This window comes from Paucibacter sp. B51 (assembly GCF_027863535.1).
Classification (GTDB): Bacteria; Pseudomonadota; Gammaproteobacteria; order Burkholderiales; family Burkholderiaceae_C; genus Paucibacter_A; species Paucibacter_A aquatilis.
The window spans coordinates 2,630,728-2,656,920 of the sequence record NZ_JAPIVN010000001.1 but is presented as its reverse complement, the minus strand read 5'-3'; the positions used below and the strand labels follow the sequence as shown (position 1 = coordinate 2,656,920).

The window sequence follows — 26,193 nt, the reverse complement described above, 5'->3', positions numbered from 1 at the left end:
GGGCTTGAGCCTCAGACGCCTTCCAGCGCCTTCCACATGGCCACATCGCGTTCGGCCGTCCAGATGCGCGGGTCGGCGTGGCCGCTGGCCTCATCAAACGCCCGGGTCACATCGAAGGGCATGCAATGCGCAAAGATCACCCAGTGGCCATAACGCTCAGCCAAGCGGGCATAGGTCTCGCGGTAGACCGCGTTGAGGTCCAGGCCTGCGGCGGCGCCGGCCTTGACGCTCTCGTACAGCTCGCTGACAAAGGCGCGTGTGCCGTTCAGGCCGGCCTGCACCTGCTCGGGCGTTTGCAGCGCGGCGCCGCGGCCCGGCACCAGCTTGGCCGGGTTGAGCGCGGCCAGGCGGTCGAGGGTGGCGGGCCAATCCTGGAAGTAAGCGTCGCCGGCATAGGGCGTGGCATCGAACTCGACCAGATCGCCCGAGAACAGCACCCGGTCCTGCGGCAGCCAGACCACCGTATCGCCCTTGGTGTGGCCGCGGCCCAGCTGCAGGATCTGCACTTCCAGCTTGCCCAGCCAGAGCGTCATCTTGCCGGTGAAGGTCAGGGTCGGCCAGGTCAGGCCCGGTGGCACCGACTCCACGGCATTGAAGAGGCGCGGGAAGCGACCGATCTCGCTGGCCTTGTCCTGCTCGCCGCGCTCGACGATGAGATCGTAGGTGTCCTGGCTGGCAATGACCTGCTCGCAGCCCTCGGCCCGGTAGGCGCTGGCGCCCAGCACCCGCACCGCGTGGTAGTGGCTGAGCAGCACGTACTTGATGGGCTTGTCCGTCACTTCACGGATGCGACGGATCACATCCTGCGCCATCACCGGCGTGGCCTGGGTGTCGATCACCATGACCGCGTCATCGCCGATGACGATGCCGGTGTTCGGGTCGCCCTCGGCCGTGTAGGCGTAGGCATGCGGCGACAGCTGGTCAAAGCTGACCTTCTTAACCTCCAGATCGGCTTGCGAAGCGAAAGTCTTGGGGCTCGTCGGATTCGGGTGGCTCATGACAAAGCTCTCGTTGAGGGGCCATCGCAGGCGCCGGAACAGCACAAAGCGGCAGGCCTCGATTTAACCAAAGTCAAATGAATTTGTCTATATTTAACAAATTCAGCAACCGCAAATCAAATTCATGATGGGCAAGATTCGCCACAGAGCAGCCGTGGGGTTTTGCTCGTGAGGCCCTGCATCCCGCGCCGCCACCGGGCTCATGGTTCCGGGGTCGGCCCTGCCGGGCCGACTTCCCTGCGCTGCTCGCGCCTCGGGGCTGGCGCATAACTCACTTCGCTCCCTGCGTTCGCTTCGTTCAGACAGAAGCGCCAAGTCAGAACTTGAAGCGCGCGGGTACGCGCGCGCCCCGAGGCGCTGTGCTGCTCGGCCCCTCACAAATCGCCCGGCAGCGGCACGGGCTGCAGGGCGCTTGCATGGCGATCGATCTGCCTCACCAACGGTGGAACACGCCACCTCCGGAGGTGGCTCGGCCCGCCGACGGGCGATTTGTGAGGGGCCGAGGGCGCAGCGGAGCGGCTCAGGCGCGTGGTCCCACGCGCTTCAAGCGCTGACTCGGCGCCACTGTTTGACCACAGTGAGCGCAGCGAACGGAGGGAGTTTGGCGCCGCTGAGCCGCGCAGTGAGCAGCGAGGGGAGTCGGCTCGTAGAGACGACCCGCGAACCATGAGCCCGGCGGCGGGACGAGACACCGCAGCGAGAACGATCAATCAAGACAGTGGAAGTCCGCAATGCGCCGATACGCGCCACTTGCTCAACAGGAAGCGTCGCTTCCGAGCTCTCCCGCGCTTCGGTTCTAATCTGCCGCCATGGCCTCGCACCGAAAAAACGCACCCAACGACAACGACAGCAGCGACACGCTCGAAACCGCCCCCGAGCGCGGCCCGCGCGGCATCCAGAGCATCGAGGTTGGCGGGCAGTTGCTGACCGCCCTCGCCCACCACGGCCGGCCGCTGGCTTTGAAAGATCTGGCGCGCGAGGCCGGGATGGCGCCGGCCAAAGCTCACCCCTACCTGGTCAGCTTCATCAAGCTGGGCCTGGTGGAGCAGGAGGCACTCAGTGGCCGCTACGGCCTCGGGCCGCTGGCCCTGCAACTGGGGCTGATCAGCTTGCAGCAGTATGACCCGGTGCGCCTGGCCACGCCTCGGATTGAGGAACTGGCCCAGGCGCTGAACCTGACCGTGGCCATCGCCGTCTGGGGCAACCGCGGGCCCACCATCGTGCGGGTGGCCGAGGCGCCCAGCCCCGTGCACATCAGCATGCGCCATGGCACGGTGATGAGTTTGCGCGGCACGGCCTCGGGCCTGCTCTTTGCCGCCCATCTGCCGGAGGCGCAGGTGCAGGCCGCGCTGGATCTGGAGCCTGAGGCCACGCCCAGCCCGGGCCTGGCCGAGATGCAGGCGGAATTGGCGCTGATCCGCGAAGCCGGCCTGGCCCGCGCGCAAGACGCAGTGGTGGCAGGCGTCAGCGCCCTCGCCGCACCGGTGTTCGACGACCAAGGCCGCATGGTCCTGAGCCTCACCGCCATTGGCCCCAGCCGCAGCTTCAGTCTCGCGGCAGATGGCCTGCCCGCGCGCAGCCTGAGGCGCGCGGCCGAAGACATCTCTCGCCAGCTGGGGTCACGAGCAAGCGGCTCAGTCAGCACCTGACGCATACGACAAGGAGCACCCGAACATCCCCCGGTTCTCGCTACCATGGCTGGTGCGCCCTGAACCACGGCTCGGGCGGTTTCAGCGAGTGGCAAGCCGATTGACGATGGGTCGCCGCGGCGATCCGCTCCCCCACGAGGCTTTATGAGCGAAAGCACTTCCTTCCCCATATCGGCCACCCATTTCGGTGATTTGGATGAGGCCGCCTGCGATGGCTGCCAGGGCGAGGGACGGCAGCTGGGTTTTGAGTTCAGTTACGCCTTTCAGCCCATCGTCGACCTGCGCGTTGGCAGCATCTATGCCTACGAAGCCCTGGTGCGCGGGCCGAATGGTGAATCGGCCGGCTGCGTGCTGGCCCAGGTCACCGATCACAACCGTTATCGCTTCGACCAGGCCTGCCGCGTCAAGGCCATCAAGGACGCCGTGCGCCTGGGCCTGGGCGAGCTGCCCGAGACGCGGCTGTCGATCAATTTCCTACCCAATGCCGTCTACCGGCCCGAGGCCTGCATCCGCACCACCCTGGCCGCGGCGCGCAGCCAGGGCCTGCCGCTGGAGCGCATCATTTTTGAAACCACCGAGGGCGAGCGGGTCGGCGACGGCCGTTGGTATGCAGAAGTGATGAGCGAGTACCGCCGCATTGGCTTCCTCAACGCGATCGACGACTTCGGCGCCGGCTACGCCGGCCTGGCCTTGCTGGCCGACTTCCAGCCCGACCTGATCAAGCTGGACATGGGCTTGCTGCGCGACGTCGACAGCCACCGCCCGCGCCAGCACATCATCAAAGCCGTGCTGGACCTGTGCCGAGAAATGGGCGTGCAGGTGATTGCCGAAGGCGTGGAAACACTCGCCGAGCGCGACTGGCTCTGGCAGCAAGGCGCGCGCCTGATGCAGGGCTATCTGTTCGCGCGGCCAGCGTTCCAACGGCTGGTGCCGGCTGATGAGATCGAGGCGCTGCTGCGCTGAGCGCCGCTCGAAATCTCAGTTACGCAGCTTGCGCAGCAGGGCCGCTTCCTCGGCCTCGCCGTAGAAGCAGGGATACAGCGAGCGCGTCTCGACCACCCGCTCGGGCTGGCCGCCCAGACGCGCGATCTGCTCGCGGGCATGAAGCAGATCCAGACTCATCAGCACGGCCGGCGCCTGCACGCGCGGGTTCAGGCGCGCCTCCGAGCGCGCCTCAAAGCCCAGCATGCGTTTGTAGAACGGCACATGGCGCGGGTTGACCTCGATCACCAGCAGATCGCAGGCCGCCAGGCGATGGGCATGCAGATAAGCCAGGTGAAACAGATGCGCCAGCAGCTGCTTGTTGTCGCTGACTTGATGATCCAGTGCCAGACGTCCGAACTCGCACAGATTGGCGCCACTCGCCCGCAAGGCGGCCAATTCCTCAGGGAATACGCGATCGGCCGCCAGACCCACCTCGGCGCTGTCCAGGCGCACCGCGATGGTGCCCACGGTATTGACGCCCTGAAAGGCCGAGCAGATGGTGGCGCCACCTTCGCTGTGGGTACTCAGGTCCTGGCACAAATAGCCGCGCTCGGCATAACGCCGGGCCACCAGGCTGCAAGCACTCAGGCGCGAGCTGTCATGGCGCACGGTGTCCAGGCGCAATGCGCCCGCCCAGGCCGGGCTCAAGTCCGTGCATGTCTCGATGGCCGTCATCTGTACTGCTCTCAGGTCGTCAACCATCTGGATCCAGCACTCGGACATCGAGGCCGGGAACCAGCGAGGCGCCAGTCTAATGAGCTCGAATGCGAAAAATTCACAGCCAAGCACGGGACTTACACCAATCTCATGCACTTACTTTCTGACACCGGCCCAGCATCCAGCTCATGCGGCCCGCCAGGCCGCCCCAGCGCTGGCGAGGCGGCCGCTTGAGTCCGAGCTGCCAGGTCCGTGCGCAGCTGGCGCCGCGCGCGGTTTCACCAATGAGGGTGGTCAGACAAGGCCGCCCAGTGCTGACGCGCCGCCACCAGCACCGCATCCAGGCGTCGATCGGCCTGGGCCGCGGCGGCATCAATGTTGAAATGCGCCGCCAGCGTGCCGGCGTCGATACGGCCGCGCAAGCGCACATCCTCCTGGCATCGAGATTGCGCCAGGGCCAACAGCCCGTCGCCACCGGGCGCCACCTGGTGGCACAGCTGCTCCACCAAGCGGTGTGCGGGCTCGCGACCCATCACAGGAATCAAGCACAGCGTCAACGCTTCGGCGAACACCAGCTCCTGCTGCGCCTCGATCTGCTCCCGCATGCGGCCCGGAAAGACGCGCAATCCCTGCGCGCCCTGAGCCAAGGCTCGGGTGGCGCCATGCGCATGCAGAAGCAGGCCGCTCATCTCGGCCAGCTCCGCATGCCAGCCGCCCAGACCGCGCTCCAGCTCCTGCGGCATGCTGGCCAGCAGGCCGGCCACGCGCTGAGGCGCGCGCTCGGCTGCGGCCAGGGCACGCAGCAAGGCCACGGGGTTGTTCTTGTGCGGCATGACGCTGCTGGCGCAGCGCTTGAAGCCGCGGCCAGGCTCGCTGGCATTGGCTGTGGCCGGGCTGCCGGGTTCGGGCTGACGCTCGGCCATCTCGGCAATCTCCGGCTGGCACAGCCAGGCCAGATCGCGCGCCAGCTTGCCCAGGGCCCCGCACAGAATGCCCAGCTCCGCGCCCAGGCGCACCATGCGGTCCCGCTGGGTGTGCCAGGGCATGGCCGCCTGTGGCAGCTTGAGCTCGGCCGCGAGCGCGGCACTCACCGCCTCGGCCTGATCGCCCAACATGCCCAGGGTGCCTACCGCGCCGCCGTACTGCAGCTGCAAGGCAGCATCGGCCGTCTCACGCAAGGCCTGGGCGCTGCGCAGCAGGGGTTGTATCCAGTTGAGCAAGCGATGGCGCAGGCTGCTGACCTGGGCCGGCTGCATCAAGGTGCGCGCCAGCACCGGCACGGCCGGGTGCGCCTCGGCCAGATCCAGCAAATGGCCGAGCAGCTGCAGCAGATCGTCTTCGATCAGCCCCAGGCTGCGGCGCAGCAGCAGGGCCATGGCGCTATCCACCATGTCCTGGCTGGTGCTGCCCCAGTGCACATAGCCGGCGGCCACGGGGTCGAACAAGCCCACGGTTTCCGCCAGCTTCTGCACCACAGGCAGGGCCAGGCTGCCCGCTGGCACGCTGGCCTGGATCAGGGCCGGCACGTCATACAACTCGACCCGGCAGAGGCTGGCTATCGCCTGCGCCGCCGGCAAGGGAATGACGCCGCAGCGCCCCTGCGCGCGCGCGAGGGCCGCCTCGAAATCCATCAATCGCTGCACCACGCTGGCCGGCTCCAACAGAGCCAGCATCTCAGGGGTGGACAAAAAGCCTTCAAACACCAAGACCGACATCGACTACAAGCCCGGAAGGATTTTTGTGTGGCCGCATCGTAGCCAGGGCCCCAAAAGAAAACAGCTCCTGCAAACCCGCAGCGGGTTTGTCAGGAGCTGCAGCGGCGGCCAGTCAGTGCAGGCTGGCCGTCAGGCCGGTCGAAGACCTTGCAAGTCTCAGGCGGCGGCGCTGGTGTGCTGAACCGCCAGGCGGCTCATATTGCCCATGGATACGCGGTGCATCTCCAGCAGGGCCAGCAGGCCGTTGCGGTGCAGTTGCACGACCTTGTCATCGGCCAGCTCGGCAAGCTTTTGCTCGTCCACGGCCATGAAGCCTTCAACATCCAGCTTTTCGCCATTGCCCAGGGTGGCTTCGAAGCGCATGTCGCGCAACAGGTCCAGCTCCACCAAGTGGGCGCAGATGGCGCGGGTGCGCTCGGACTCTTGCTCGAAGCTTTCCAGGAAGTTCTTGGCGTTCAGCAGGAACTCGGTCGGCTGGCCGTCTTCGGCAAACAGGGAGTTGCCTTCAGTCTCGGAGAAACCGGGCCATTCGCTGTCAAAGCACAGGGCGATCTGCTCTTCGTTCTGGTCCAGACGGGCCATGGCGAAGGGGTAGCGGCGCAGGAAGGCCGGCACGTAGTTGCCGGTCCACTTGCCGTCCTTGATGAACAGATTGGTGGCCGGCTTCAGGCCCAGCACGGCCAGCGGCGCCACGGCTTGCTTGGAGCCGTCGGTGGGAGTTTCGCCGACGCGCACGAACACGATCGGGTATTCCTTGCAGGCTTCGGCGAACTCGACCGCTGCCAGGAACAGCGAGTTCTGGCCGACCACGCGCTCCACGGTCGACAGGTCCGTCTTCAGACGCAGCTTCTTGTGGGCCTCGCGGTCCAGGGGCACCAGATTCCCATACAGCGGGGGTGTACTCATTTACTCTTCTCCATCTACTGCCAGTCGACTGACCAGCACTTTGTCCACACGCTTGCCATCGAGGTCCACGACCTCGAATCTCCAGGCGTTCCACTCCACCACATCGGCCGTGCGCGGCAAGCGCCCCAGCAACAGCATGATCATGCCGGCCAGGGTGTTGTAGCGCCCACGGTCTTCTTCGGGCAGTTCCTTGAGCTCCAGGCGGTCTTTCAGCTCGGGCACGGGGATCAGGCCATCAAGCAGCCAGCTCCCGTCCTCGCGTTGCACCGCCCAGGCATCACCATCACCGGGCGCATTGAACTCGCCCGCGATCGCTTCCAGCACGTCGCGCACAGAGATCACGCCCTGCACCTCGCCGTATTCATCCACCACAAACACCAGGGGCGCGTCCGAGGCCCGGAAGTGCTCCAGCAACTCCATGCCCGAGAGCGTCTCCGGCACAAACACCGGCTGCTCCAGATCCTGCACCAAGGCCAGCTCCTCGCCGCTGAGGGCACGCTGCAGCAGCGCCTGGGCCGACACCACACCCAGCACCTCGCTGAGGTCGCCACGGCAGACCGGGTAGCGGCTGTAGCCATGAGCGCGCAGCACGGCCAGCACCTGCTCGGGCGAATCGTCGGCGTCAAGCCAGGCGATTTCGGCGCGCGGAATCATCATCGAGCCGATCTCGCGCTCATCCAGGCGGAAGACATTGCGCACCATCTGGTGCTCATGCTCCTCGATCACGCCGGCGTCCAGACCCTCTTCCAGGCTGGCGGCAATTTCCTCTTCGGTCACGCCGCGCTGGGCGCGGCCACGCAGGCCGATCAGCCCCAAGGTGGTTTCGGTGAAAAAGGTCAGCAAACGCACCAGCGGCTGCACCGTCAGCGACAGCAGGTTCATGGGCGGCGCGACCAGGCGAGCCACCGTCTCAGGGTAGATCTGACCGATACGCTTGGGCACCAGTTCGCCGAACACAATGGTCAGCACGGTCAGGATCACCACCACCAGGCCGGTGGCTGACAACTCTGCCGCACGCTGGGGCAACTCGAATGTGGCAATCAACCAGGCCGACAAGGGGCCAGAAAAAGCCGCTTCACCGACGATACCGTTGAGCACACCGATCGAGGTGATACCGATCTGAACGGTGGACAGGAACTTGGTCGGGTTGTCATGCAAGTCCATGGCCGCTTGCGCGCCACCCTCGCCGCTTTCGACCATCACTTGCAAACGCGCCTTGCGGCTGGCCGTCAAAGCCATCTCCGACATCGCAAACAAGCCGTTGAGCAGAATCAGAAAGAGAACGAGCGCGGTATCCATTGAAGGCGCTGCAACCAAGGGTCTACCCTGATTCGAGCGCGGGCGATTGCAAGAGGCCGCAAGCGTAGCAGAAGCGTTTGACAGCGAAGGCAGCACAATCCCGCAATGAAATACCTCATTGGAGACCTGCAGGGCTGTTGCGACGCGCTCGAGCGCCTGCTGAAGAAGATCGATTTCTCGCCCTCGCGCGACCAACTCTACTTTCTCGGCGACCTGGTCAACCGCGGCCCGGCCTCGCTGAGAACCCTGCGCCGCCTCAGCGGCCTGGGGGCTGCGGCCACCTGCTTGCTGGGCAACCATGACCTGCACCTGCTGGCCGTGGCGCATGGTGCGCGCAAGGTCTCCAAGGGCGACACTCTGAACGACATCCTCGACGCCCCCGACCGCCCTGCCCTGCTCGACTGGCTGCGCCAGCAGCGCCTGGCGGTGCAGGCCCAGGGTTGGCTGATGGTGCATGCCGGCGTGCTGCCCGACTGGAGCGTGGCCCAAACCCTGAGCCTGGCCGCCGAGGTGGAAGCCCTGCTGCGCGGCCCGGACCTGGCCGAGTTCCTGCCGCAGATGTACGGCAACGAGCCCGACCGCTGGAGTGAGGACCTGCGCGGCCCCGAACGCCTGCGCCTCATCATCAACGCCCTGACCCGACTGCGCTTTTGCGACGCCGAGGGCCGCATGGACCTCAAGACCAAGGGCGACAGCGCCAGCGCCCCGCCCGGCTGGCTGCCCTGGTTCGACGCCCCGGGCCGCCGCAGCGCTGGCCAGCCCATCGCCTTTGGCCACTGGTCCACCCTGGGCCTGCTGCAACGCCCTGATCTGCTGGCCCTGGACACCGGCTGCATCTGGGGCGGCCAACTCAGCGCCGCCCGTGTCGAACATGGCCGCTGCCTGGAACTGATCCAAGTGCAATGCGAGCAGGCTCAGAAGCCGGGCTGAGCCCGACATTGCAGCTAGAATGCGAGTCCGCCGCGACACCCGCACAAAAATCCTGGAAGCTTGGCCGAGCGGTTTAAGGCACCGGTCTTGAAAACCGGCGAGGGTTTATCCCCTCCGTGAGTTCGAATCTCACAGCTTCCGCCAATTAAAAAGGCCTGCTTGAAGAAGCAGGCCTTTTTTCATGGTGTCGAGCCCAAGAGCTTCATTCGGGCTGCAAGGTGTACTTGCTGTAGTAACGCCGCCCCAGCATGTCCTGTGCGCCCAGCCAGATTTCAGCTGTCATGGTCAGCGGCGTGGGCAGGCTCAGGCCGGCCAGGGTGAGCGTGGTCTTGGGTGGCAGCGGCGGCGTGGCGTCGGTGAACAAGGGGATGATGCCGCCGGTCAGGCGGATGCGCACGCTGATCAAACGCATATCGGGGTTGGCGATGGCCCAAGTGGCGTAGTTGAGCACCAGGTCCTGGCGCAGGGCTGAGGCCTTGAGCGGCTGGCTGCTGCTGATGCCGTCCAGGGTCGGGAAGCGACTGCGGCCGCTGTCGGCGGGCACATCGGCGGGCAGAAACATGGCTCGCGTCTCGGCCGTGCCGGCGATGGTGTAGCTGGCCACGTACTTGGCGCCACGCTGGCTTTCGGCGCCGCCCAACCAGCCCAAGGCCGATTGTTGCAAGGCGCTGTCGGCGATGTCCCCGGTGGGCGCCACGGTCGCCGAACCCGGCGTGCTCGAGATGCACATGAAGGGCCGGTTGCAGTAGGACAGGCCGATGCTGTAGCCGCTGGGCATCTGCACATTGGCCGTGCTCAGCAATTGCACCGGTGTTGCGGCGGCCGTGCGGGATTGCACTTCCAACTGGATGCCGACCCAGGGATTGGCAGCGCTGGCCGCACTCGCCGGAGCGAGCGCCGCATCCGCCGCCAGGGCCTGCACGCTGACCGGATAGATCTTGGCATCGACCTTGCGCGCATTGCCGATCAGGCTCCAGGTGCCGCCCGTGGTGGCCGGAGCTGGGGCTTTGGTGAAGGTGGCCGCATTGGTGAAGTACTCCTGCACCGTGCCCGTCGAATCGCTGACGGCGGCCGCCACCAGCACGCGTTTGCACAGGCCGCCGGTCAGCACATCGTCGCCACAGCCGGTCACCATCATGCGGCCCAGCTGACGCTTGGCCGCGGCCAAACCTGCGAGGCGAGCGGCCAACTCGGCCTTGGTGCCGGAGTTGTGGCTTTCATAGGTACCGAGCCAGGTCGAGGCGGTGAAGTCAGCAGCCGTCTTGCCCTGGGCGATCAGTGCATTCAAACCTGCGCTGAGATCGTCCAAGCTGGCGAAATTGTCCGTCGTCGCCTTGGCACTGGAGGCCAGCTTGAGGGTGGAGCTGATGGCATTGGCCGGCACGCCTCCGGTCTTGAGCAGTTCGGTCTGCGCCGTGGCCAGCCCCACCACCACCTCCGGCACCGCCGTGGCCAGCATCTTGTTGCTGATGAGCAGCTGATCCACGCCCTTGTTGCTGCGTGCCACTTGCACGCGCAAGGCTTCGAGCAAAAGGTCTTGGGGGCTCTTGTTGGCCGTGAAGCCGGCATCGCCCAGCAGGTCGAGGCTGGCCGTGTTGGTGATCTTGAGGTCGCTGAGCTGGGTCTTGATCAAGGCCTTGAGAAACTCGCCGGCCCCGCTGGCGGCCGATGCGGCAGGGGCAATCTGCGCCGCGCTGGCAGCGGCCGTGGCAAACAAGGCTTGCGGATCGGTCCCCACGGACAAGGCCACGATGGCCTGACTCAAAGGCGTGACATTGGCCACCATGGCCGATTTCGCCGCGTCCAGAATCGGCACGATGGAGTGCAGGACCTGGGGCATGCCCTGAGAGTCCACGCCGATCACCTGCACCAGCAGCGGGCCCTTGAGGGTCTTGCTGCTGAGGTTGAGGCTGTAGCTGCCATCGCTGGGCTGCGTGCTGGTGCTGCCCAGGGCTGTGCCGGCGGCATCAATGACCTTGATCTGGGCATTGGCCAGGGGCGCGCCAACCGCCGCCACGCCGCTGAGGGTGGGCGTCACGCTGAAGGTGGTGCTGCCAGCGGCGCTGTCCGTGCCGCCGTTGCTGGAATCACTGCTGCCGCCTCCGCCGCCGCAGGCGCTGAGCACCAGACCCAATGCCAGGCTGGACAGCAGGACCAAGCCGGCCTTGAGGCCCGGCAAGACGGGAGGAGAACGGTGCGGCGTGGAAGACATGAGATGAGGCTCGCTCGGGCTGCTATTCCCCTCATCTTAGGCATCAAGTTCCCGGCGCCAGCGCCGAAGAAGCACGCGCTTTTGGCGCGTTATTGCCGCCCGCCGCAGCGAGAGCGCCTCATTTCGGGCCGATGTTCACCCAGGCCACCTCGAACCAGTTGTCCGGCCGGTGCTCCACGCTCACATTGCTACGCGCCGCCCAGGGAATCATCTGGCGGTGCAGGGGCAAAACCTGGAACTGCTCTTTCAGCTCCATCAGCGCCGACTTGATCAGCTGCTCCCGCTTCTTGGGATCGATCTCGACGCTGCTTTGGGCGGCCAGGCTGTCGAACTTGTCATTGCGCCAGTTGCCGTAGTTGTAGGCACCGATGCCGCGCTCGCCGCGGTTGCGAAACACCGGCGCGAAAATGGACTCGGCATCGGTGATGGCGCCGCCCCAGCCATAGAGATACAGGCTGGTGTCGAGCTTCTCCAACTTGGGGAAGAACAGCACCCGCGGCATGGCCGAGACCCGCACCTTGATCTTGAGCTGGGCCCACATCGCGGCCAGGGCCTGGCAGATCTCTTCGTCGTTGATGTAGCGGTTGTTGGGGCAGTCGAGCGTCACCTCAAAGCCGTCGGCGTAGCCGGCTTCGGCCATCAGCTTGCGGGCGCCAGCAATATCAAAAGGGAAACGGGCCTCGATCTTGGGTTCGTCGAAGGCTGCGACCGAGGCCGGCGTCAGTCCGCCGGTGGGCACGCTCAAACCATTCATCAGTTTGCTGCGCAGAGTTTCCACATCGATGGCCTGGTAAAGCGCGCGGCGCACACGCAGATCCTTGAACGGATTCTTGTCACCGGGCACCTGGCCGTAGAGCAGCTTGTCCCGGCCCTGATCCATGCCGATGAAGATGAGGCGATTCTCGGGGCCGTCAATGATCTTCACACCCTGGGTGTTGCGCAGGCGCGCGACGTCGCGCGGTGCCGGGTCGAGCACAAAGTCCAGTTCGCCCGAGACCAGAGCCGCCAGGCGGGTGGCGTCATTGGCGATCGGTGTCAGGACAATTTCCTGCACATTGCCCTCGAACTTGCCCCACCAGTTCGGGTTGCGCTTGTACACCGTCTTGATGCCGGGTTGGCGGGTGACCAGCATGTAGGGGCCGGTGCCGTTGGCATTCATGCTGGTGAAGCCCTCTTCCTTGTTCTTGAAGTCCAGCGGCCGGGTGGCGCGGTTGGCCTCAGACCAAGACTTGCTCATGATCCAGAGCGTGTCCAGATGCTGCAGAAAGATCGGGTTGAAGGCGGTCAGCACGAACTCCACCGTCTGCTCGTCCACCTTGCGGGGCGTGCCCACGGCATTGGCGTAGATGGACAGCTGCGAGGTCGACTCCTTGGCGCGCTGGATGGAATACACCACATCGTCGGAGGTGAAGGGCTGGCCGCCATGGAACTTGACCCCCTGGCGCAACTTCACGCGCCACAGCAAGGGGTTGACCTGGGTCCACTCGGTGGCCAGGCCGGGCACGATGTTGAGCTTGTGGTCGCGGCGGGTCAGGCGCTCGTAGACCTGACCATTGACCATATTGGTCATGCTCTCGTTCTGCGAGTGCGGGTCCATGGTCTGGGGATCACCTTGACTGGCCCATTTCAGGGTCTGCGCCTGCGCCGCCGGTGTCGGCAGCATCAAGGAGATGGCCACAGCGGCCAACAGCGGCACCAAACGGAACGCGGTATTCATTGCGAGCACCTCTCAAGCCAGGAACTTCGCGAGTGTAGGGAGCGCGGCATGAGCTTCCGCATGGGGTAAACCTTGGCTCTCAGCCGGCTGGCTGCGCAGGCGGCAAGGACTATGCAAAAAATGACGAAGGGTCAGGTCTTGCGCCAGATGTCGTCGAGATGGGTGAAGCCCCAGTCCTGCGGCGACTCGCGCCCCACCACCCGGTCCGAGTTGGCCGGGTTGGCCAGATCCAGCATCTGCACCGGAATCGGCAGCTTGGACTTGGTCGAGTAGAACACCCGCACCATGGGTGCAGCCAGGTTCTGCGGATTCAGGTCGATCACAACCGCCAGGCGGCCCGATTCCAGCTTGACCAGGCTGCCCACCGGGTAGATGCCCACGCTTTTCACAAAGGCTTTGAACACCACCGGGTCGAACTGACCGGTCCATTGCGCCATGCGCTGGATGGAGCCGGCCGGGTCCCAGGCGGCCTTGTAGGGCCGGGTGGAGGTGATGGCATCGTAGACATCGCAGACCGCGCCCATGCGCGCGAGCAGGCTGATCTGCTCACCCTTGAGCTTTTGCGGATAGCCGGTGCCGTCCATCTTCTCGTGGTGGTGCAGGCAGACATCGAGCGCGGCCTCGGGCACGGCCCCGCCCTCTTTCAGCATCATGTAGCCGCGCATGGGGTGGGAGCGCATGATGTCGAACTCGGCCTCGGTCAGTTGGCCCGGCTTGTTCAGCACATCGAGCGGCATCATCATCTTGCCGATGTCATGCAGCAGACCGGCCAGACCGGCCTCGCGTGTTTGCGTGTCATCCAGACCAAGCTGGCGGCTCAAGGACACCATCAGGGCACACACGGCCACCGAGTGCATATAGGTGTAATCGTCCTTGGTCTTGAGCCGGGCCAGGCTGATCAAGGCCGAGGGGTTGCGCGACACCGAGTCAGCGACTTCTTCCACCAGCGGCAGGCACATCTCGGGATCGATGGCCTTGCCCATGCGAGCCTCACCAAACAAGGCCGTGACGGCCTGGCGCGAGCGGTTGACCACCTGGGCAGCTCGGCCCATCTCGGAGCCCATGCTGACCCGCTCGACCCGCGCCGGGCCGGGGGCCATGGTGGAGGCTGGCGCCACCTCGGCCGGCGGCGTCGATGCGGGGGCGGGGCTGGGCGCATCGACCAGATCCTGGACCAAGGTGTCGGGCACGGCCTGGTCCTGCACATCGCTGCCCTTGCTGACATCGATCCACACCATGGGCACACCACTGGTCAGCAGCGCCTCCAGATCGGCCGGGTCGCGCAGCACGAACTTGGTCTTCCAGAAGGGGTGCGACAACCACGAACCCTCCATGGACTGGAGGTACATGCCCAGCTGAACCTGATGGATGGGAATCTTCTTGAGCATGAGCCTGGCTGAAAACGAATCGCTGGGAGGAGCACGAAGAACGTGCCGCCGAGTATGGGCCACAGCAGCTCCGCGCGACCCGGCGATCAGGCACAAAAAAGCCGCCAAATTGGCGGCTTTTTGACGCTGCACGCAGGCCTGGTTCAGCGGAACTTGCTTTGCGGCACGGTGCGCAGATCGCCAGGCAGCGAGGCCAGGTACTTGGCGATGGCCTTGAGTTCGGCAGCGCTGAACTGCTTGACCTGGCCGGCCATGATGGCGTTGCTGCGGCCAACCACGGCGTTGCCTTCGGTCTGGTAGGACTTCAGGGCCACGTTCAGGTAGTCAGCGTGCTGGCCAGCGATCTTGGGATAAGCGCCGTCGATGGGCTTGCTGAAGTTGGCGCCGTGGCAGGAAACGCAGGCACCCTTGGTCAGCAGCTCAGCCACCTGGGCCGAGGGGGCTGGCGGGGTTTCCGGCAGGGCCTGGGCGGGGGCTTGCTTTTCGTACAGGGCCGAGATGTCGGCGATGTCTTGCTCACTCAGGGTTTGAGCAATGCCGCGCATGGTCGGGTGCTTGCGCTCGCCCTTGGCGTACGCCGTCAGGGCCGCGGCGATGTACTTGGCGTTCTGGCCGGCGATCATGGGCACTTTGTGCACTTCAGGAAAGCTGGCTTGGTAGCCCGGGATGCCATGGCAGCCAATGCACATGGCGATCTTGTCCTGGCCGGCCACCGCAGGAGCGGCGTCCTTGGCGAGAACGGAAGCGCTGGCGCCGAACAAAGTGGCCAGAGCGAGCGAGATCTGCAGCAGTTTTTTCATGGTCCCGGGGTGTCTAGATCTTGTACCGACGGGCATTATAGGGGGCCACTTATACTGAATCGTCACCTTCCGGACTTTGATCCAAACCATGAAATTTGCAGGTTCCGAGCACTACATCGCCACCGATGACTTGAAGTTGGCCGTCAACGCGACCGCCACCCTGCAACGGCCCCTGCTGCTCAAGGGCGAGCCCGGCACCGGCAAGACCATGCTGGCCGAGGAAGTGGCGCGCAGCCTCGGCCTGCCACTGTTGCAGTGGCACATCAAGTCCACCACCAAAGCCCAGCAAGGCCTGTACGAGTACGACGCGGTCAGCCGCCTGCGCGACAGCCAGCTCTCCGGCATCGAAGGCGTGGACAAGGTCAGCAAGATCGAGAACTACATCGTCAAGGGCGTGCTCTGGCAGGCTTTCGAGGCCGATCAACCGGTGGCCCTGCTGATCGATGAGATCGACAAGGCCGACATCGAGTTCCCGAACGACCTGCTGCGCGAACTCGACCGCATGGAGTTCTACTGCTACGAAACACGCCAGCTGATCAAGGCCAAACACCGCCCCCTGGTCTTCATCACCTCGAACAACGAGAAAGAGCTGCCCGACGCCTTTCTGCGCCGCTGCTTCTTCCACTACATCAAGTTCCCCGACCCGGTGACCATGCAGGCCATCGTCGATGTCCATTTCCCCGGCCTCAAGAAAGAGCTGCTGGCCGCCGCCCTCAAGACCTTCTTCGAGGTGCGCAATCTGCCGGGCCTGAAGAAAAAGCCCAGCACCTCGGAGCTGCTCGACTGGCTCAAGCTGCTGGTGGCCGAAGACATGCCGCCCGAGACCCTGAGCCAGCCGGGTGCCGAGCACCTGATCCCCCCTCTGGTGGGCGCCCTGCTGAAGAACGAGCAAGACCTGACCCTGTTCGAGAAGCTGGTCTTCATGCAGCGCCAGCATCGCTGAGGCAGCCATGGACAAGAACCTGCAACAAGGCCTGAAGCAAGGCCTGGCCGATGCCTGCGGCTTTGTGCTGGGCGCCCTGGCCGGCTGGGAGCTGGGCCGCGCGCTTGGCTTTGACTTCATCGGCAGCACCGAGTGGCAGCTGCCCCAGCTGCTGGGCCTGGGCTTCATCCTGGGCGGCTGTGGTGTCGGGCGCTGGGCGGCCCGCGCGCTGCTTGCCCAGCTCGACGGCCTGAACCGCAAGTAGCACCCCCTCTTTCCCTCCTCCCTCTTTCGAGAACCGACCATGGCGGCATCCCCACGCGCAGCAAAGCACACAACTTTTGATGTGGACGCCCTCTGGGACCTGGCGCGCATCGGCGCGCCCAGCCTCTCGCCCGATGGCGCCCAGGCCGTGGCCAGCGTCAGCCGCTGCGACATGGCGAGCAACAAGACCGAGTCCTACCTCTACCTGCTGTCCACCCTGGGTGGCGAGCCGCGCCAGCTGACCCAGGCCGGCAGCCCCGACAGCAAGGACAGCGCCCCGCAATGGAGCCCTCGCGGCGACCGCATTGCCTTCATCGCCCGGCGCGAGCAGGAAGGCGCCAAGGACAGCGAGCCGCAGCTCTATGTGATCGCCCCCGACGGCGGCGAGGCCCGTCGCGTCGGCCTGCCCGGCGTCGGCGTCGCCACTGGCGTGCAGGCTTTCAAATGGCTTCCGGATGGCCGCCGCATCGCCTTCATCTCCTGGGTCTGGCCCGAGCTGAAAGGCCAGGCCGCCCAAGCGCAGGCGCTCAAGGACTTCAAGGACCGCAAGGAAAGCGGCTACGTCACGGCAGACGCCGTCTACCGCTACTGGGATCACCATGTGCCCATGGGCCGGGTGCCGCATCTGCTGGTCGTCGATGTGGACAGCGGCAAGGTGCGCGATCTCTTCGAGGGCACGGACCTGGCCCTGAGCCTGGCCGACCCCGACGAGCACAGCTTCGACATCTCGCCCGATGGCTGCCGCATCGTCTACGCCTTCGACCCGGCCGCCGAGAAGCGGCTGGACCACTGCTTCGCCCTCGGCGAGGTGGAGGTCAAGAGCGCCCAGCACCGCGTGCTGCTGCAGGTGGAGGGTTGGGATTTCCGCGCGCCGCGCCACAGCCATGCCGGCCAGCATCTGGCCTTCGTCGCCAGCCACCAGGGCTTGAAGCACACCATGCCGGGCCAGCTGGCCGTGCTGGACACGGCTGGCCACTGGGCCGTGATGTCGGAAGCCTGGGACCATGAGGTGGGTGCGCCGCTGGTGTGGGAGGCCGACGACAGCGCCCTCTTGCTGGCCGCCGAACAAGCCGGCCGCCGCCACCTCTGGCGCTTCGACCTGGACCGCTGCGAGGCCGAGATTCTGTTCGAGGGCGGCCATGTGGGCAGCTTCGCGCAAGCGGCCGGTGTGGTGCTGGTCAACCACGACAGCGTGCAGTTCCCGCCGCGCATTTCTCGCCTGCTGGAAGAAGACGGCAGCCACGCACGCATCGAGCGCTTCAACACCGAGCATTTGAAGCGTCACGAATTCGGCCAGCATCAGGAAGTGATGCTCAAGGGCGGCCAGGGCGACGAGGTCCAGATGTGGCTCATCTACCCGCCCGGCTTCAACCCGAAGAAAAAGAAGGCCTACCCGGTGATGCATGTCATCCACGGCGGCCCGCACACCGCCTTTGGCGACAGCTGGCACTGGCGCTGGAACCACCAGGTGTTTGCCGCCCAAGGCTATGTGGTGGCCTGCGTGAACTACCACGGCTCGTCCAGCTTCGGCCATGCCTTCCTGGACTCCATCACCCACCGCTGGGGCGAGCTGGAGCTGCAGGACATCGAGGCTGGCACCGACTGGCTGCTGGCCCAGCCCTGGGCCGATGCGAAACGCGTGTTCGCCACCGGTGGCAGCTACGGCGGATACATGGTCGCCTGGATGAACGGCCATGTGCCGGCTGGCCGCTACCAGGCCTACATCTGCCACGCGGGCTGCTTCGACTGGCAGGCCATGTTTGCCGACGACGCTTACACCTGGCACGCCAAGGAACTGGGCAGCTGGTACTGGGACGACCCGGCCAAGATCGCCTCGCAAAGCCCGCACAGCTTTGCCCAACACATGAACACGCCCACCCTGGTGATCCACGGTGCCCTGGACTACCGCGTGCCCGATGCCCAGGGCCTGGCCTACTACAACACCCTCAAGGCCCGCGGTGTAGACAGCCGCCTGCTCTGGTTCCCTGACGAGAACCACTGGATCCTCAAGCCCCGCAACAGCCGTCAGTGGTACGTTGAGTTCTTTGCCTGGCTGGCCCGCCACGATGGCGGGGCCGCTGCCAAGAAAGCGACCTCGTCCACCAAAGCCGCCACGAAGCGTTGAGCCAGACACCGATAATCAAAGCCCCACCCGCGCCTGGCGCACCCCCCCCTTCTTGCCCCTCCTCCCATGCTGATCAAATTCTTCTACACCCTGCGGGCGGCCAAGCTGCCGGTGTCGGTGCGGGAATTCCTCAGCCTGCTCGAGGGCCTGGAGAAAGGCGTGATCGGCAGCGAGGGCGCCGCCTCCATCGACGACTTCTACTTCCTCGCCCGCACCACCCTGATCAAGGACGAGACGCAGTTCGACAAATTCGATCGCGCCTTTGCCGCCTATTTCAAGGGCGTGGAGCTGCTCAGCGATTTCAGCCAGGAGCTGCCGCTGGAATGGCTGCGCCAGCATCTGCAGCTGGAACTGAGCGACGAGCAGAAAGCCGCCATCGAGAAGATGGGCTGGAACGAGCTGATGGAGACGCTCAAAAAGCGCTTCGAGGAGCAGAAAGAGCGTCACGAGGGCGGCAACAAATGGATCGGCACCGGCGGCACCAGCCCGTTCGGGAACAGCGGCTACAACCCGCAAGGCATACGCATCGGTGGCGCCAGCAAGAACAAGAGCGCCGTCAAGGTCTGGGAGCAGCGCGCCTACAAGGACTACGACGACCAGCTCGAGCTGGGCACGCGCAATATCAAGGTCGCCCTGCGCCGGCTGCGCCGCTTTGCCCGCGAGGGCTCGGACCTGGAGCTGGACCTGAGCGACACCATCAGCAAGACCGCCGCCAACGCCGGCATGCTGGACATCCGCATGGTGCCCGAGCGCCACAACAAGGTGAAAGTGCTGCTGCTGATGGATGTAGGCGGCACCATGGACGAGCATGTGCACCGCGTCGAAGAGCTGTTCTCGGCCGCCAAGACGGAATTCAAGCACCTGGAGTTCTTCTACTTCCACAACTGCGTCTACGACTTTGTCTGGAAGAACAACCGCCGCCGCTTCGCCGAGAAGACGCCCACCTGGGACCTGATCCGCAAATACAACCGTGACTACAAGCTGATCTTTGTCGGCGATGCCACGATGAGCCCTTACGAGATCCTGCAGCCCGGCGGCAGTGTCGAATACAACAATGAAGAACCCGGCGCCGAATGGTTGCAACGCCTGACCCACGCCTTCCCCAAATACGCCTGGATCAACCCGGAGCCGCAAGGCGTCTGGCAGTACCGCCAGAGCGTATCCCTGATCCAGAACCTGATGCAGCAACGCATGTTCCCCCTGTCCCTGCAAGGCCTGGAAGGCGCGATGCGTTTGCTCAGCCAATGAGCCACACCCTGCCCCGGCTGCTGCGCGGCGCCCTGCTGTTCGCGGCGGCGGGCCTGTCCGGCTGCGCCTCGATCAGCAGCCTCTGGAAGAACGAGCCACCGCCGGCCAGTGCCGCGCCCGGCGCCGCCGCCGATGCCGCGCCGGTGCGCCTGGTGGCCGAGTACGACTTGGTGGTCGAGGCGCCCGGCGATCTGCGCGATCTGCTGCAGGAACACCTGGACCTGGCCCGCTTCCGCAGCGCCCCCGAAGACCAGCGCCTGAGTCGCCAGGAGCTGGGTCGCCTGATCCAGGCCGCGCCCCAGCAGGCCCAGGCCTTGCTGGAGACCGAAGGCTTCTTCAACGCCCAGGTGCAGGTCAGCCGCAACGAGGGCAGCCCGGTGGTGGTGACGGTGAAGGTCGAGCCCGGCCCGCAGACCCGGGTCAAGGCGCTGCAGATCGAGTTCGCCGGTGCCCTGGCCCCGGACCAGCCCCCGGTGGCGGGCGCCGATCTGGCCGCCCTGCGCGAGCGCCTGCAGGGCCAATGGTCGCTGGGCCTGGGCCAGGGCTTCTCGCAGCCGCGCTGGTCGCAGGCCAAGAACGAGCTGCTGGCCACGGCCCGCGCGCGTGGCTTCCCGCTCGCCACACTGGACACCCACAGTGCCCGCATCGATGCCGAGACCCAGAGCGCCGAGCTGGACTTGAAGCTGGACAGCGGCCCGCTGTTCCGCCTCGGCGAGCTGCAGATCGAAGGACTCAAGTACCAGCCGCGCAGCAGCGTCGAGCGCCTGGCCGGCTTCAGCGTCGGCCAGCCCTACACCGAGCAGCTGCTGCTGGATTTCCAGGAGCGCCTGGTCCGCACCACCTTGTTCGACAGCGTCAATGTCGACATCCAGCCGCTCAGCGATCCGCCCGAGGCCGCGCCCGTGCACATCAAGCTGCGCGAGGCTCCGCGCCAGCAGCTGACCGCCAGCATCGGCTACGACACCGGCAGCGGCCCGCGCCTGGGTGCCGATTACATCCACCGCCGCCCCTTCGGCCTGGACCTGCGTGCGCGCAGCAAGCTCAAGCTCAGCCAGAACAACAGCTCCTATGACCTGGAGCTGAGCTCACACCCGCAGCCTGATATGCAGCGCAATGTGGGTGCCCTGTTCCTGGAGCGCCTGGTGGTGGACAACAAGACCACGGTCAATTTGCGCGCCCGCGTCGGCCGCACCCGCGAGACCGAGCGGCAGGACCGCACCTACTACCTGGAGCTGCTGCGCGCCCGCGAGACCGACCCGCAAGGCACCATCAGCGCCGGCGCTGCCTCGGCCAATGTGCAGTGGATCCACCGCCGGCTCGACAGCCCGCTCACCCCCACCCGGGGCTACAGCGCCAGCCTGTTGCTGGGCGTCGGTCGGGCCGACAGCTCCGAAGCCCGTAACGGCGGATTCCTGCGCAGCCATGTGCGCCTGCAGGCCTACCAGCCCCTGCCCGGCGGCTGGTTCGGCAGCGCCCGCAGCGAGTGGGGCCAGATCTTTGCTTCGCAGGAGGTCGGCCTGCCCGAGAAGCTGCGCTTTCGCACCGGCGGCGATGACACCGTGCGCGGCTACGGCCTCGACGACCTGGGTCCGCGCGATGCCGATGGCAATGCCACCGGCGGCCGCATCCTGTGGAACGGCAGCGTCGAGCTGGCCCATGGTCTGACCGCCAGCATGCCTGCCCTGCTCGGCGCCGTGTTCGTGGACGCCGGCCAGGCGGCCCAGCACTGGCGTGACCTGAAGCCCAGCATCGGCTACGGCTTCGGCATGCGCTACCGCAGCCCCCTGGGCACCTTGCGCCTGGACCTGGCCCGCGGCCAGGAGACCCAAAAATGGCGCCTGCATTTCAGCGTTGGCATCGCGCTTTGATGGTGATGATGATGATGACAAGCGCCAACGCCGCGAACCCCGACCCGGCCCCATGAGCGAACCCGACTCCACACCGGGCACCCCTGCCGCCCCCGCGGGCGACAGCAGCCCTGCGCCCAAGCCCGCCCCAGCGCGCCGCGGCCGCGGCCTGCTGCTGGGCCTGATGACCCTGCCGGTGCTGGCCGGCAGCGTCGGCCTGGGCCTTTGGTGGGGCTTGGGCAGCGAGGCAGGCAGCCGCTGGCTGCTGCAGCAAGTGCCCGGCCTGCAGGTCGAGGCGCCGCAGGGCAGCCTGATCGGCGACTTCTCGGCCCAGCGCCTGAGCCTGACCATCCCCGGCGGCCAGGATCGCATCGAGATCGACGATCTGCGCTGGACCGGCCTCAGCCTGGCCTGGAACCGCTCGCCCCTGCTCTGGGGCGACCTGATGGTCGAGCGCCTGAGTGCCCGCCAAGTGACGGTGCATCTGGCGCCCAGCGCCGAGCCCAGCCCCGTGCCCGAGGAGCTGCCCATCCCGCTGGGCGTGCACATCGCGCAGCTGCAGGTCGAACGCCTGTCCCTGCCCACGCTGAGCCCCTTGCCGGTACGAGGGCTGCAGGCCCGGGTGGACCTGAGCACGGTGTCCGACCACAGCCCCAGCGCCGAGCACCGGCTGCAGATCCAGCAGCTGGCCTGGGATCAGTTGCAGCTCAGCGGCAGCGCCACGCTGGGCGCCGGCAGCGGCCTGCCCCTGCAGGCCAGCCTGGGCCTGAAGTCAGCCGCCCAGGCCGATCTGCCAGCCTGGGGCGCGCAGCTGGAGCTGCACGGCCCCTTGGCCCAGCTGCAGCTCCAGGCCGCGCTGAGCGCCCAGAACCAGCAGCTGCAAGCCCAGGCCCAGCTGCGCCCCTTCGCCGCCTGGCCCCTGCCCCAGCTGCAGCTGGACGCGCAGCAGTTGGACCTCTCGGCCCTGTTGTCGGGCCTGCCCAAAACTGCGCTGAGCGGCCAAGTGAGCCTGCTGGCCGACAGCAGCACGGCTGGCAAGAAAAATTCGAAGCAGCCCGCCCTGCTGATCAAGGCCCAACTCGCCAACCACGCGGCCGGCCTCTGGAACGAACAGCGCCTGCCGGTGCGCCAGCTGAGCCTGGACGCCGAAGCCTTGGCCCTGGACCCCAGCCAGATCCAGCTGCGCGCCTTCGATGTGCTGCTGGGCAGCAGCGCCCTGCCCGCCGGTCGCCTGCGCGGCAGCGGCAAGAGCAGCAGCGCCGGCGGCAGCCAGCTCACGCTGAGCTTGGAGAACCTGCGCAGCGAAGGCCTGGATGCGCGCGCCGCCGGCTTGCTGGCCGCGGGCACGGTGGAGCTCAGCACCTCGCAGGGGCTGATCGAAGCAAGCAACGACGCATCAGGCCAACACGACAAGAAATCGGCCGCCAGCTCGCCGCCGCTGCAGCTGCGCATCAAGACCGATCTGCAAGGCCGCTGGCTGCCGCCAGGCCCGGTGACGCCGGCTGCGGCGCGCGCCCAGCTGGCCGCACCCGCGGCGACCAGCCCGCAAAACGCCCCGCTCAATGCCCACAGCCCTGTGCGCCTGCAAGCCAGCGCCGTCGCGTCCATGCAAGGCCTGGACCTGCAAGAGCTGCTGATGCAGGCCGGCGAAGCCCAGCTCAAGGGCAGCGCCAAGCTGGCCTTCAGCCGCCCCGGCAGCCTGGCCGGCGGCTGGCAGCTGCAGGCCAATGCCCGCGGCATGGTGCCGGAGCTGCGCCGCCTCTGGCCCCAAGCGCCGGGCCCCAGCGCCCGCCTGGACCTGGACCTCAGCGCTGACCTGCAGGCCCCGGCCCAGCAGAGCAAGGCCGGCCTGCTCGCCCAGGCCCCGCGCGGCCAGGCCCGGCTGCGCCTGCTGCCCGGCAGCCAGGCCGGCATGGAGCTGGCCGCCGACCTCAGCTACGAGCGCGCCAACGATCAGCAAGTGCCCACCCTGCGCGCCGATCTGCAGGCCGGCGGCAACCAGCTGCAAGGCCGCGCCCAGCTGCTGGCCGACCACAGCCTGGAAGGCCAGCTGCAACTGCAAGCGCCCCAGCTGCAAGCCCTGCAGCCGCTCTGGCAAGCCCTGGCCCCAGCCCTGGCCAAGGGCGAGCCCGCCCACCAGCTGGCCGGCAGTTTGAGCGGACAGCTGGCCTGGCAGGGCCGAGCCGAAGCGGACAGGAGCGGTGGCAAGAACGCCACCAGCAGCACCCCCCGCTGGAGCTGGCAAAGCCAGACCGAGCTGCAAGGTCAGGCGCTCAAGCTCGACCAGCTGAGCCTGGACAAGGCCCGGCTGAACGCCAAGCTCGCCAGTGCCCTGAATGCACCGCTGGCCCTGCAACTCGATCTGGAGCAGCTCAAGAGCCCCGAGGCCCAGCTGCCCCAAGTTCAGCTGCAGCTCAGCGGCAGCTGGATCCAGCACCAGCTGCAGCTCAGCGGCCTGGGCACAGCCCTGCTGCCCGCCGCCCTGCGCCCAGCGCACCAGCCGGCCGACCAGCCCTCGCGCAGCCAGTTTCAAATCGGCCTCAAGGGCAGCCTGGGCACGGCCGGAACCGCCAGCCCTTCGGCGAGCGACCTGGCCCAGCTCTGGGCCCAGGGCGGCCAGTGGCGCGCCAGCGGCCTCAAGCTCGACGCACGCGTGCCGGCCGCCACAGCAGGCAGCAAAACGGCCAAACCGGCCGACAAAGCCCCGGCCCCCTGGCTGCAAGCGCAAGACCTGGCCCTGCGCGTGGACAGCGGCCCGCAAGGCCAGCTCAGCGCCGCACAGGTGGAGCCCGGTCGGCTGGAGTTGCTGGGCGCCGGCCTGCGCTGGCAGCAGCTGGCCTGGAAGGCCGCCGAGGGGCCCGATCAGCTGCAGCTCGACCTGGCGCTGGAACCCCTGGCCGTCGCGCCCCTGATGGCACGCTGGCAGCCCGATTTCGGCTGGGGCGGCGATCTGGTGGTGGACGGCAGCGCCCGCATCCACACCCTGCCCCAGCTGGGCGTGGAGCTGTCCCTGCAGCGGCGCAGCGGCGACCTCAAGGTCACCGACGATGGCGGCACCCAGGCCCTGGGCCTGAGCGAGCTGCGCCTGGGCGTGATCGGCGCGCCCGGTCGCTGGCACCTGACCCAGGCTTTTGCCGGCAGCAATATCGGCGTGCTGGCCGGCGCGGTGACGGCGCGCAACGAGGGCGCTGAGGCCAGCCCCTGGCCTTCGGCGCAGTCGCATCTGGAAGGCGTGCTGGAAGCGCGGGTGGACAACCTCAGCACCTGGGGCGCCTGGGTGCCCTCGGGCTGGCGCGTGGCCGGCGGTCTGGCCGCCAGCGCCAGCTTTGCCGGCAAGCTCAACGACCCGCAGGTGGTGGGCCAGATCCAGGGCAGCAAGCTGGGCCTGCGCAACCCGCTGCTGGGCATCGATGTACAAGACGGCAGCTTTGCCCTGCAGCTCAAGGGCAGCCATGCCGAGCTGCAGCAGCTGCGCCTGCGCGCCGGTGAAGGCGAGCTCAATGCCCAAGGGAAGCTGCAGCTGGGCGCCAAGCCGCAGGCCGACATCCAGGCCCAGGCCAGCAAGTTCGCCCTGCTGCGCCGGGTCGACCGTCGCCTGGCGGTGAACGGCCAGCTGCGCCTGCACATGGACGCCCAGGCCCTGGATCTGCAGGGCAAGCTCGATGTCGAAGACGGGCTGTTTGATTTCTCGCGCGGCAATGCGCCCGAGCTGGATGACGATGTCGAGGTGCGGCGCGTGGCGCAGGTGCCGGCCGCACCTGCGGAATCCGCCGCGGCGCGGCGGCAGATCAAGCTCAAGCTGGACATCGACCTGGGGCAGAAGCTGCGCGTGCGCGGCCATGGCGTGGACACCTTGCTGGCCGGCGAGCTGCAGATGACCCAGGCCCAGGGCCGGCCGCAGCTGCACGGCAGCATCCGCACCGTCAACGGCAGCGTCGATGCCTACGGCCAAAAGCTCACGATCGAAAAAGGCCAGGTCACCTTCAGCGGCGTGATGGACAACCCGCGCCTGGACATCCTGGCCATCCGCCCGGGCGAAGAAGAGGTGCGCGTGGGCGTGACCATCGGCGGCAGCGCCCAGTCGCCGCGCATCAAGCTCTTTTCCGACCCCGATATGGCCGACACGGCCAAGCTCTCCTGGCTGCTGCTGGGTCGTGCGCCTGACAACCTCGAGCGCAGCGATACCGCCCTGCTGCAAAAAGCCGCCATGGCCCTGCTCAATGGCGGTGGCGAGAGCCGCACCGGCAAGGTCATCAAGTCCATCGGCCTGGATGAGCTGTCGGTCAGCGAAGGCAATGGCGAGGTGCGCGGCACCGTGGTGCGTGTGGGCAAGCAGCTGTCCAAGCGCTGGTATGTGGCGTTTGAGCGCGGCCTCAACGCCACGCAAGGCAGCTGGCAGCTGATCTACCGCATCGCCCAGCGCTTCACCCTGCGCGGCCAGGCCGGCGATGAAAACGCGCTCGACCTGATCTGGCAGTGGAAGTGGGAGTGAGACCCGCCGACGCCTAACGCAGGATTGCGGCGGAAGTCGG

The 26,193-nt window shown here is 66.7% G+C and carries 18 protein-coding genes and 1 tRNA gene; 10 read left to right on the top strand and 9 right to left on the bottom strand.

Annotated elements, in window-relative coordinates; translation table 11 throughout:
* Nucleotides 1–11 precede the first annotated feature (11 nt).
* The gene (locus tag OOB33_RS11410; protein WP_271008757.1) at nt 12–998 is read right to left on the bottom strand and encodes an MBL fold metallo-hydrolase; all 987 of its coding nucleotides are present in this window, start codon (nt 996–998) and stop codon (nt 12–14) included.
* Nucleotides 999–1,807: 809 nt separating this feature from the next.
* Between OOB33_RS11410 and OOB33_RS11405 the strand changes: the two genes are divergently transcribed.
* Nucleotides 1,808–2,647, top strand: a complete 840-nt coding sequence (locus OOB33_RS11405) for an IclR family transcriptional regulator (protein WP_271008756.1) — start codon at nt 1,808–1,810, stop codon at nt 2,645–2,647.
* A gap of 144 nt (nt 2,648–2,791) precedes the next feature.
* The gene (locus OOB33_RS11400) at nt 2,792–3,610 is read left to right on the top strand and encodes an EAL domain-containing protein (protein ID WP_102767457.1); all 819 of its coding nucleotides are present in this window, start codon (nt 2,792–2,794) and stop codon (nt 3,608–3,610) included.
* Between the two features lie 15 nt (nt 3,611–3,625).
* On the opposite strand, the gene OOB33_RS11395 is transcribed toward OOB33_RS11400, so the two are convergent.
* The 4 genes from OOB33_RS11395 to OOB33_RS11380 all read right to left on the bottom strand — a co-directional run bounded on the left by OOB33_RS11395 (nt 3,626) and on the right by OOB33_RS11380 (nt 8,208).
* A complete protein-coding gene (locus OOB33_RS11395) occupies nt 3,626–4,306 on the bottom strand; it encodes an N-acyl amino acid synthase FeeM domain-containing protein (protein WP_271008755.1) in 681 nt (226 codons plus the stop codon).
* Nucleotides 4,307–4,566: 260 nt separating this feature from the next.
* Nucleotides 4,567–6,003: a lyase family protein gene (locus tag OOB33_RS11390; RefSeq protein ID WP_271008754.1), complete on the bottom strand. Its 1,437-nt coding sequence runs from the start codon at nt 6,001–6,003 to the stop codon at nt 4,567–4,569.
* A 156-nt stretch (nt 6,004–6,159) separates the two neighbouring features.
* A complete protein-coding gene (locus OOB33_RS11385; protein ID WP_271008753.1) occupies nt 6,160–6,909 on the bottom strand; it encodes a SapC family protein in 750 nt (249 codons plus the stop codon).
* Complete coding sequence (locus tag OOB33_RS11380) at nt 6,910–8,208, bottom strand: hemolysin family protein (RefSeq protein ID WP_102767461.1); 1,299 nt, start codon at nt 8,206–8,208, stop codon at nt 6,910–6,912.
* Nucleotides 8,209–8,313: 105 nt separating this feature from the next.
* Here OOB33_RS11380 and OOB33_RS11375 point away from each other — a divergent pair, with 105 nt between their 5' ends.
* A complete protein-coding gene (locus OOB33_RS11375) occupies nt 8,314–9,138 on the top strand; it encodes a symmetrical bis(5'-nucleosyl)-tetraphosphatase (protein WP_271008752.1) in 825 nt (274 codons plus the stop codon).
* A 54-nt stretch (nt 9,139–9,192) separates the two neighbouring features.
* Nucleotides 9,193–9,282 (top strand) — tRNA-Ser (locus OOB33_RS11370).
* A 58-nt stretch (nt 9,283–9,340) separates the two neighbouring features.
* Here the strand turns inward: OOB33_RS11370 and OOB33_RS11365 are convergent.
* The 4 genes from OOB33_RS11365 to OOB33_RS11350 all read right to left on the bottom strand — a co-directional run bounded on the left by OOB33_RS11365 (nt 9,341) and on the right by OOB33_RS11350 (nt 15,255).
* Nucleotides 9,341–11,350, bottom strand: coding sequence for a hypothetical protein (locus tag OOB33_RS11365; RefSeq protein ID WP_271008751.1), 2,010 nt, complete (start codon nt 11,348–11,350; stop codon nt 9,341–9,343).
* Nucleotides 11,351–11,468: 118 nt separating this feature from the next.
* Nucleotides 11,469–13,067 carry an ABC transporter substrate-binding protein gene (locus OOB33_RS11360; protein WP_271008750.1) on the bottom strand — a complete coding sequence of 533 codons (1,599 nt, stop codon included), beginning with the start codon at nt 13,065–13,067 and terminating at the stop codon, nt 11,469–11,471.
* Between the two features lie 131 nt (nt 13,068–13,198).
* Nucleotides 13,199–14,455, bottom strand: a complete 1,257-nt coding sequence (locus tag OOB33_RS11355; RefSeq protein ID WP_271008749.1) for an HD-GYP domain-containing protein — start codon at nt 14,453–14,455, stop codon at nt 13,199–13,201.
* 143 nt (nt 14,456–14,598) lie between these two features.
* On the bottom strand, nt 14,599–15,255 hold the full coding sequence (locus OOB33_RS11350; protein ID WP_102767509.1) for a c-type cytochrome: 657 nt from the start codon (nt 15,253–15,255) through the stop codon (nt 14,599–14,601).
* 88 nt (nt 15,256–15,343) lie between these two features.
* Between OOB33_RS11350 and OOB33_RS11345 the strand changes: the two genes are divergently transcribed.
* From OOB33_RS11345 to OOB33_RS11320, 6 genes are all read left to right on the top strand, one after another.
* Complete coding sequence (locus OOB33_RS11345; protein WP_271008748.1) at nt 15,344–16,198, top strand: AAA family ATPase; 855 nt, start codon at nt 15,344–15,346, stop codon at nt 16,196–16,198.
* A gap of 7 nt (nt 16,199–16,205) precedes the next feature.
* The gene (locus OOB33_RS11340; RefSeq protein WP_271008747.1) at nt 16,206–16,442 is read left to right on the top strand and encodes a hypothetical protein; all 237 of its coding nucleotides are present in this window, start codon (nt 16,206–16,208) and stop codon (nt 16,440–16,442) included.
* Between the two features lie 81 nt (nt 16,443–16,523).
* Nucleotides 16,524–18,566, top strand: a complete 2,043-nt coding sequence (locus OOB33_RS11335; protein ID WP_271008746.1) for a S9 family peptidase — start codon at nt 16,524–16,526, stop codon at nt 18,564–18,566.
* Between the two features lie 66 nt (nt 18,567–18,632).
* Nucleotides 18,633–19,814, top strand: a complete 1,182-nt coding sequence (locus OOB33_RS11330; protein WP_271008745.1) for a vWA domain-containing protein — start codon at nt 18,633–18,635, stop codon at nt 19,812–19,814.
* On the top strand, nt 19,811–21,682 hold the full coding sequence (locus OOB33_RS11325; protein ID WP_271008744.1) for an autotransporter assembly complex protein TamA: 1,872 nt from the start codon (nt 19,811–19,813) through the stop codon (nt 21,680–21,682). Before OOB33_RS11330 ends, OOB33_RS11325 begins: the two co-directional genes overlap by 4 nt.
* 52 nt (nt 21,683–21,734) lie before the next feature.
* A complete protein-coding gene (locus OOB33_RS11320; protein WP_271008743.1) occupies nt 21,735–26,153 on the top strand; it encodes a translocation/assembly module TamB domain-containing protein in 4,419 nt (1,472 codons plus the stop codon).
* The last annotated feature ends 40 nt before the right edge of the window (nt 26,154–26,193 follow it).

Bases quoted from the DNA above. Each gene is read 5' to 3' on its own strand.
- OOB33_RS11410 (WP_271008757.1), bottom strand. From the start codon at position 998: ATGAGCCACCCGAATCCGACGAGCCCCAAGACTTTCGCTTCGCAAGCC.
- OOB33_RS11405 (WP_271008756.1), top strand. From the start codon at position 1,808: ATGGCCTCGCACCGAAAAAACGCACCCAACGACAACGACAGCAGCGAC.
- OOB33_RS11400 (WP_102767457.1), top strand. From the start codon at position 2,792: ATGAGCGAAAGCACTTCCTTCCCCATATCGGCCACCCATTTCGGTGAT.
- OOB33_RS11395 (WP_271008755.1), bottom strand. From the start codon at position 4,306: ATGACGGCCATCGAGACATGCACGGACTTGAGCCCGGCCTGGGCGGGC.
- OOB33_RS11390 (WP_271008754.1), bottom strand. From the start codon at position 6,003: ATGTCGGTCTTGGTGTTTGAAGGCTTTTTGTCCACCCCTGAGATGCTG.
- OOB33_RS11385 (WP_271008753.1), bottom strand. From the start codon at position 6,909: ATGAGTACACCCCCGCTGTATGGGAATCTGGTGCCCCTGGACCGCGAG.
- OOB33_RS11380 (WP_102767461.1), bottom strand. From the start codon at position 8,208: ATGGATACCGCGCTCGTTCTCTTTCTGATTCTGCTCAACGGCTTGTTT.
- OOB33_RS11375 (WP_271008752.1), top strand. From the start codon at position 8,314: ATGAAATACCTCATTGGAGACCTGCAGGGCTGTTGCGACGCGCTCGAG.
- OOB33_RS11365 (WP_271008751.1), bottom strand. From the start codon at position 11,350: ATGTCTTCCACGCCGCACCGTTCTCCTCCCGTCTTGCCGGGCCTCAAG.
- OOB33_RS11360 (WP_271008750.1), bottom strand. From the start codon at position 13,067: ATGAATACCGCGTTCCGTTTGGTGCCGCTGTTGGCCGCTGTGGCCATC.
- OOB33_RS11355 (WP_271008749.1), bottom strand. From the start codon at position 14,455: ATGCTCAAGAAGATTCCCATCCATCAGGTTCAGCTGGGCATGTACCTC.
- OOB33_RS11350 (WP_102767509.1), bottom strand. From the start codon at position 15,255: ATGAAAAAACTGCTGCAGATCTCGCTCGCTCTGGCCACTTTGTTCGGC.
- OOB33_RS11345 (WP_271008748.1), top strand. From the start codon at position 15,344: ATGAAATTTGCAGGTTCCGAGCACTACATCGCCACCGATGACTTGAAG.
- OOB33_RS11340 (WP_271008747.1), top strand. From the start codon at position 16,206: ATGGACAAGAACCTGCAACAAGGCCTGAAGCAAGGCCTGGCCGATGCC.
- OOB33_RS11330 (WP_271008745.1), top strand. From the start codon at position 18,633: ATGCTGATCAAATTCTTCTACACCCTGCGGGCGGCCAAGCTGCCGGTG.
- OOB33_RS11325 (WP_271008744.1), top strand. From the start codon at position 19,811: ATGAGCCACACCCTGCCCCGGCTGCTGCGCGGCGCCCTGCTGTTCGCG.
- OOB33_RS11320 (WP_271008743.1), top strand. From the start codon at position 21,735: ATGAGCGAACCCGACTCCACACCGGGCACCCCTGCCGCCCCCGCGGGC.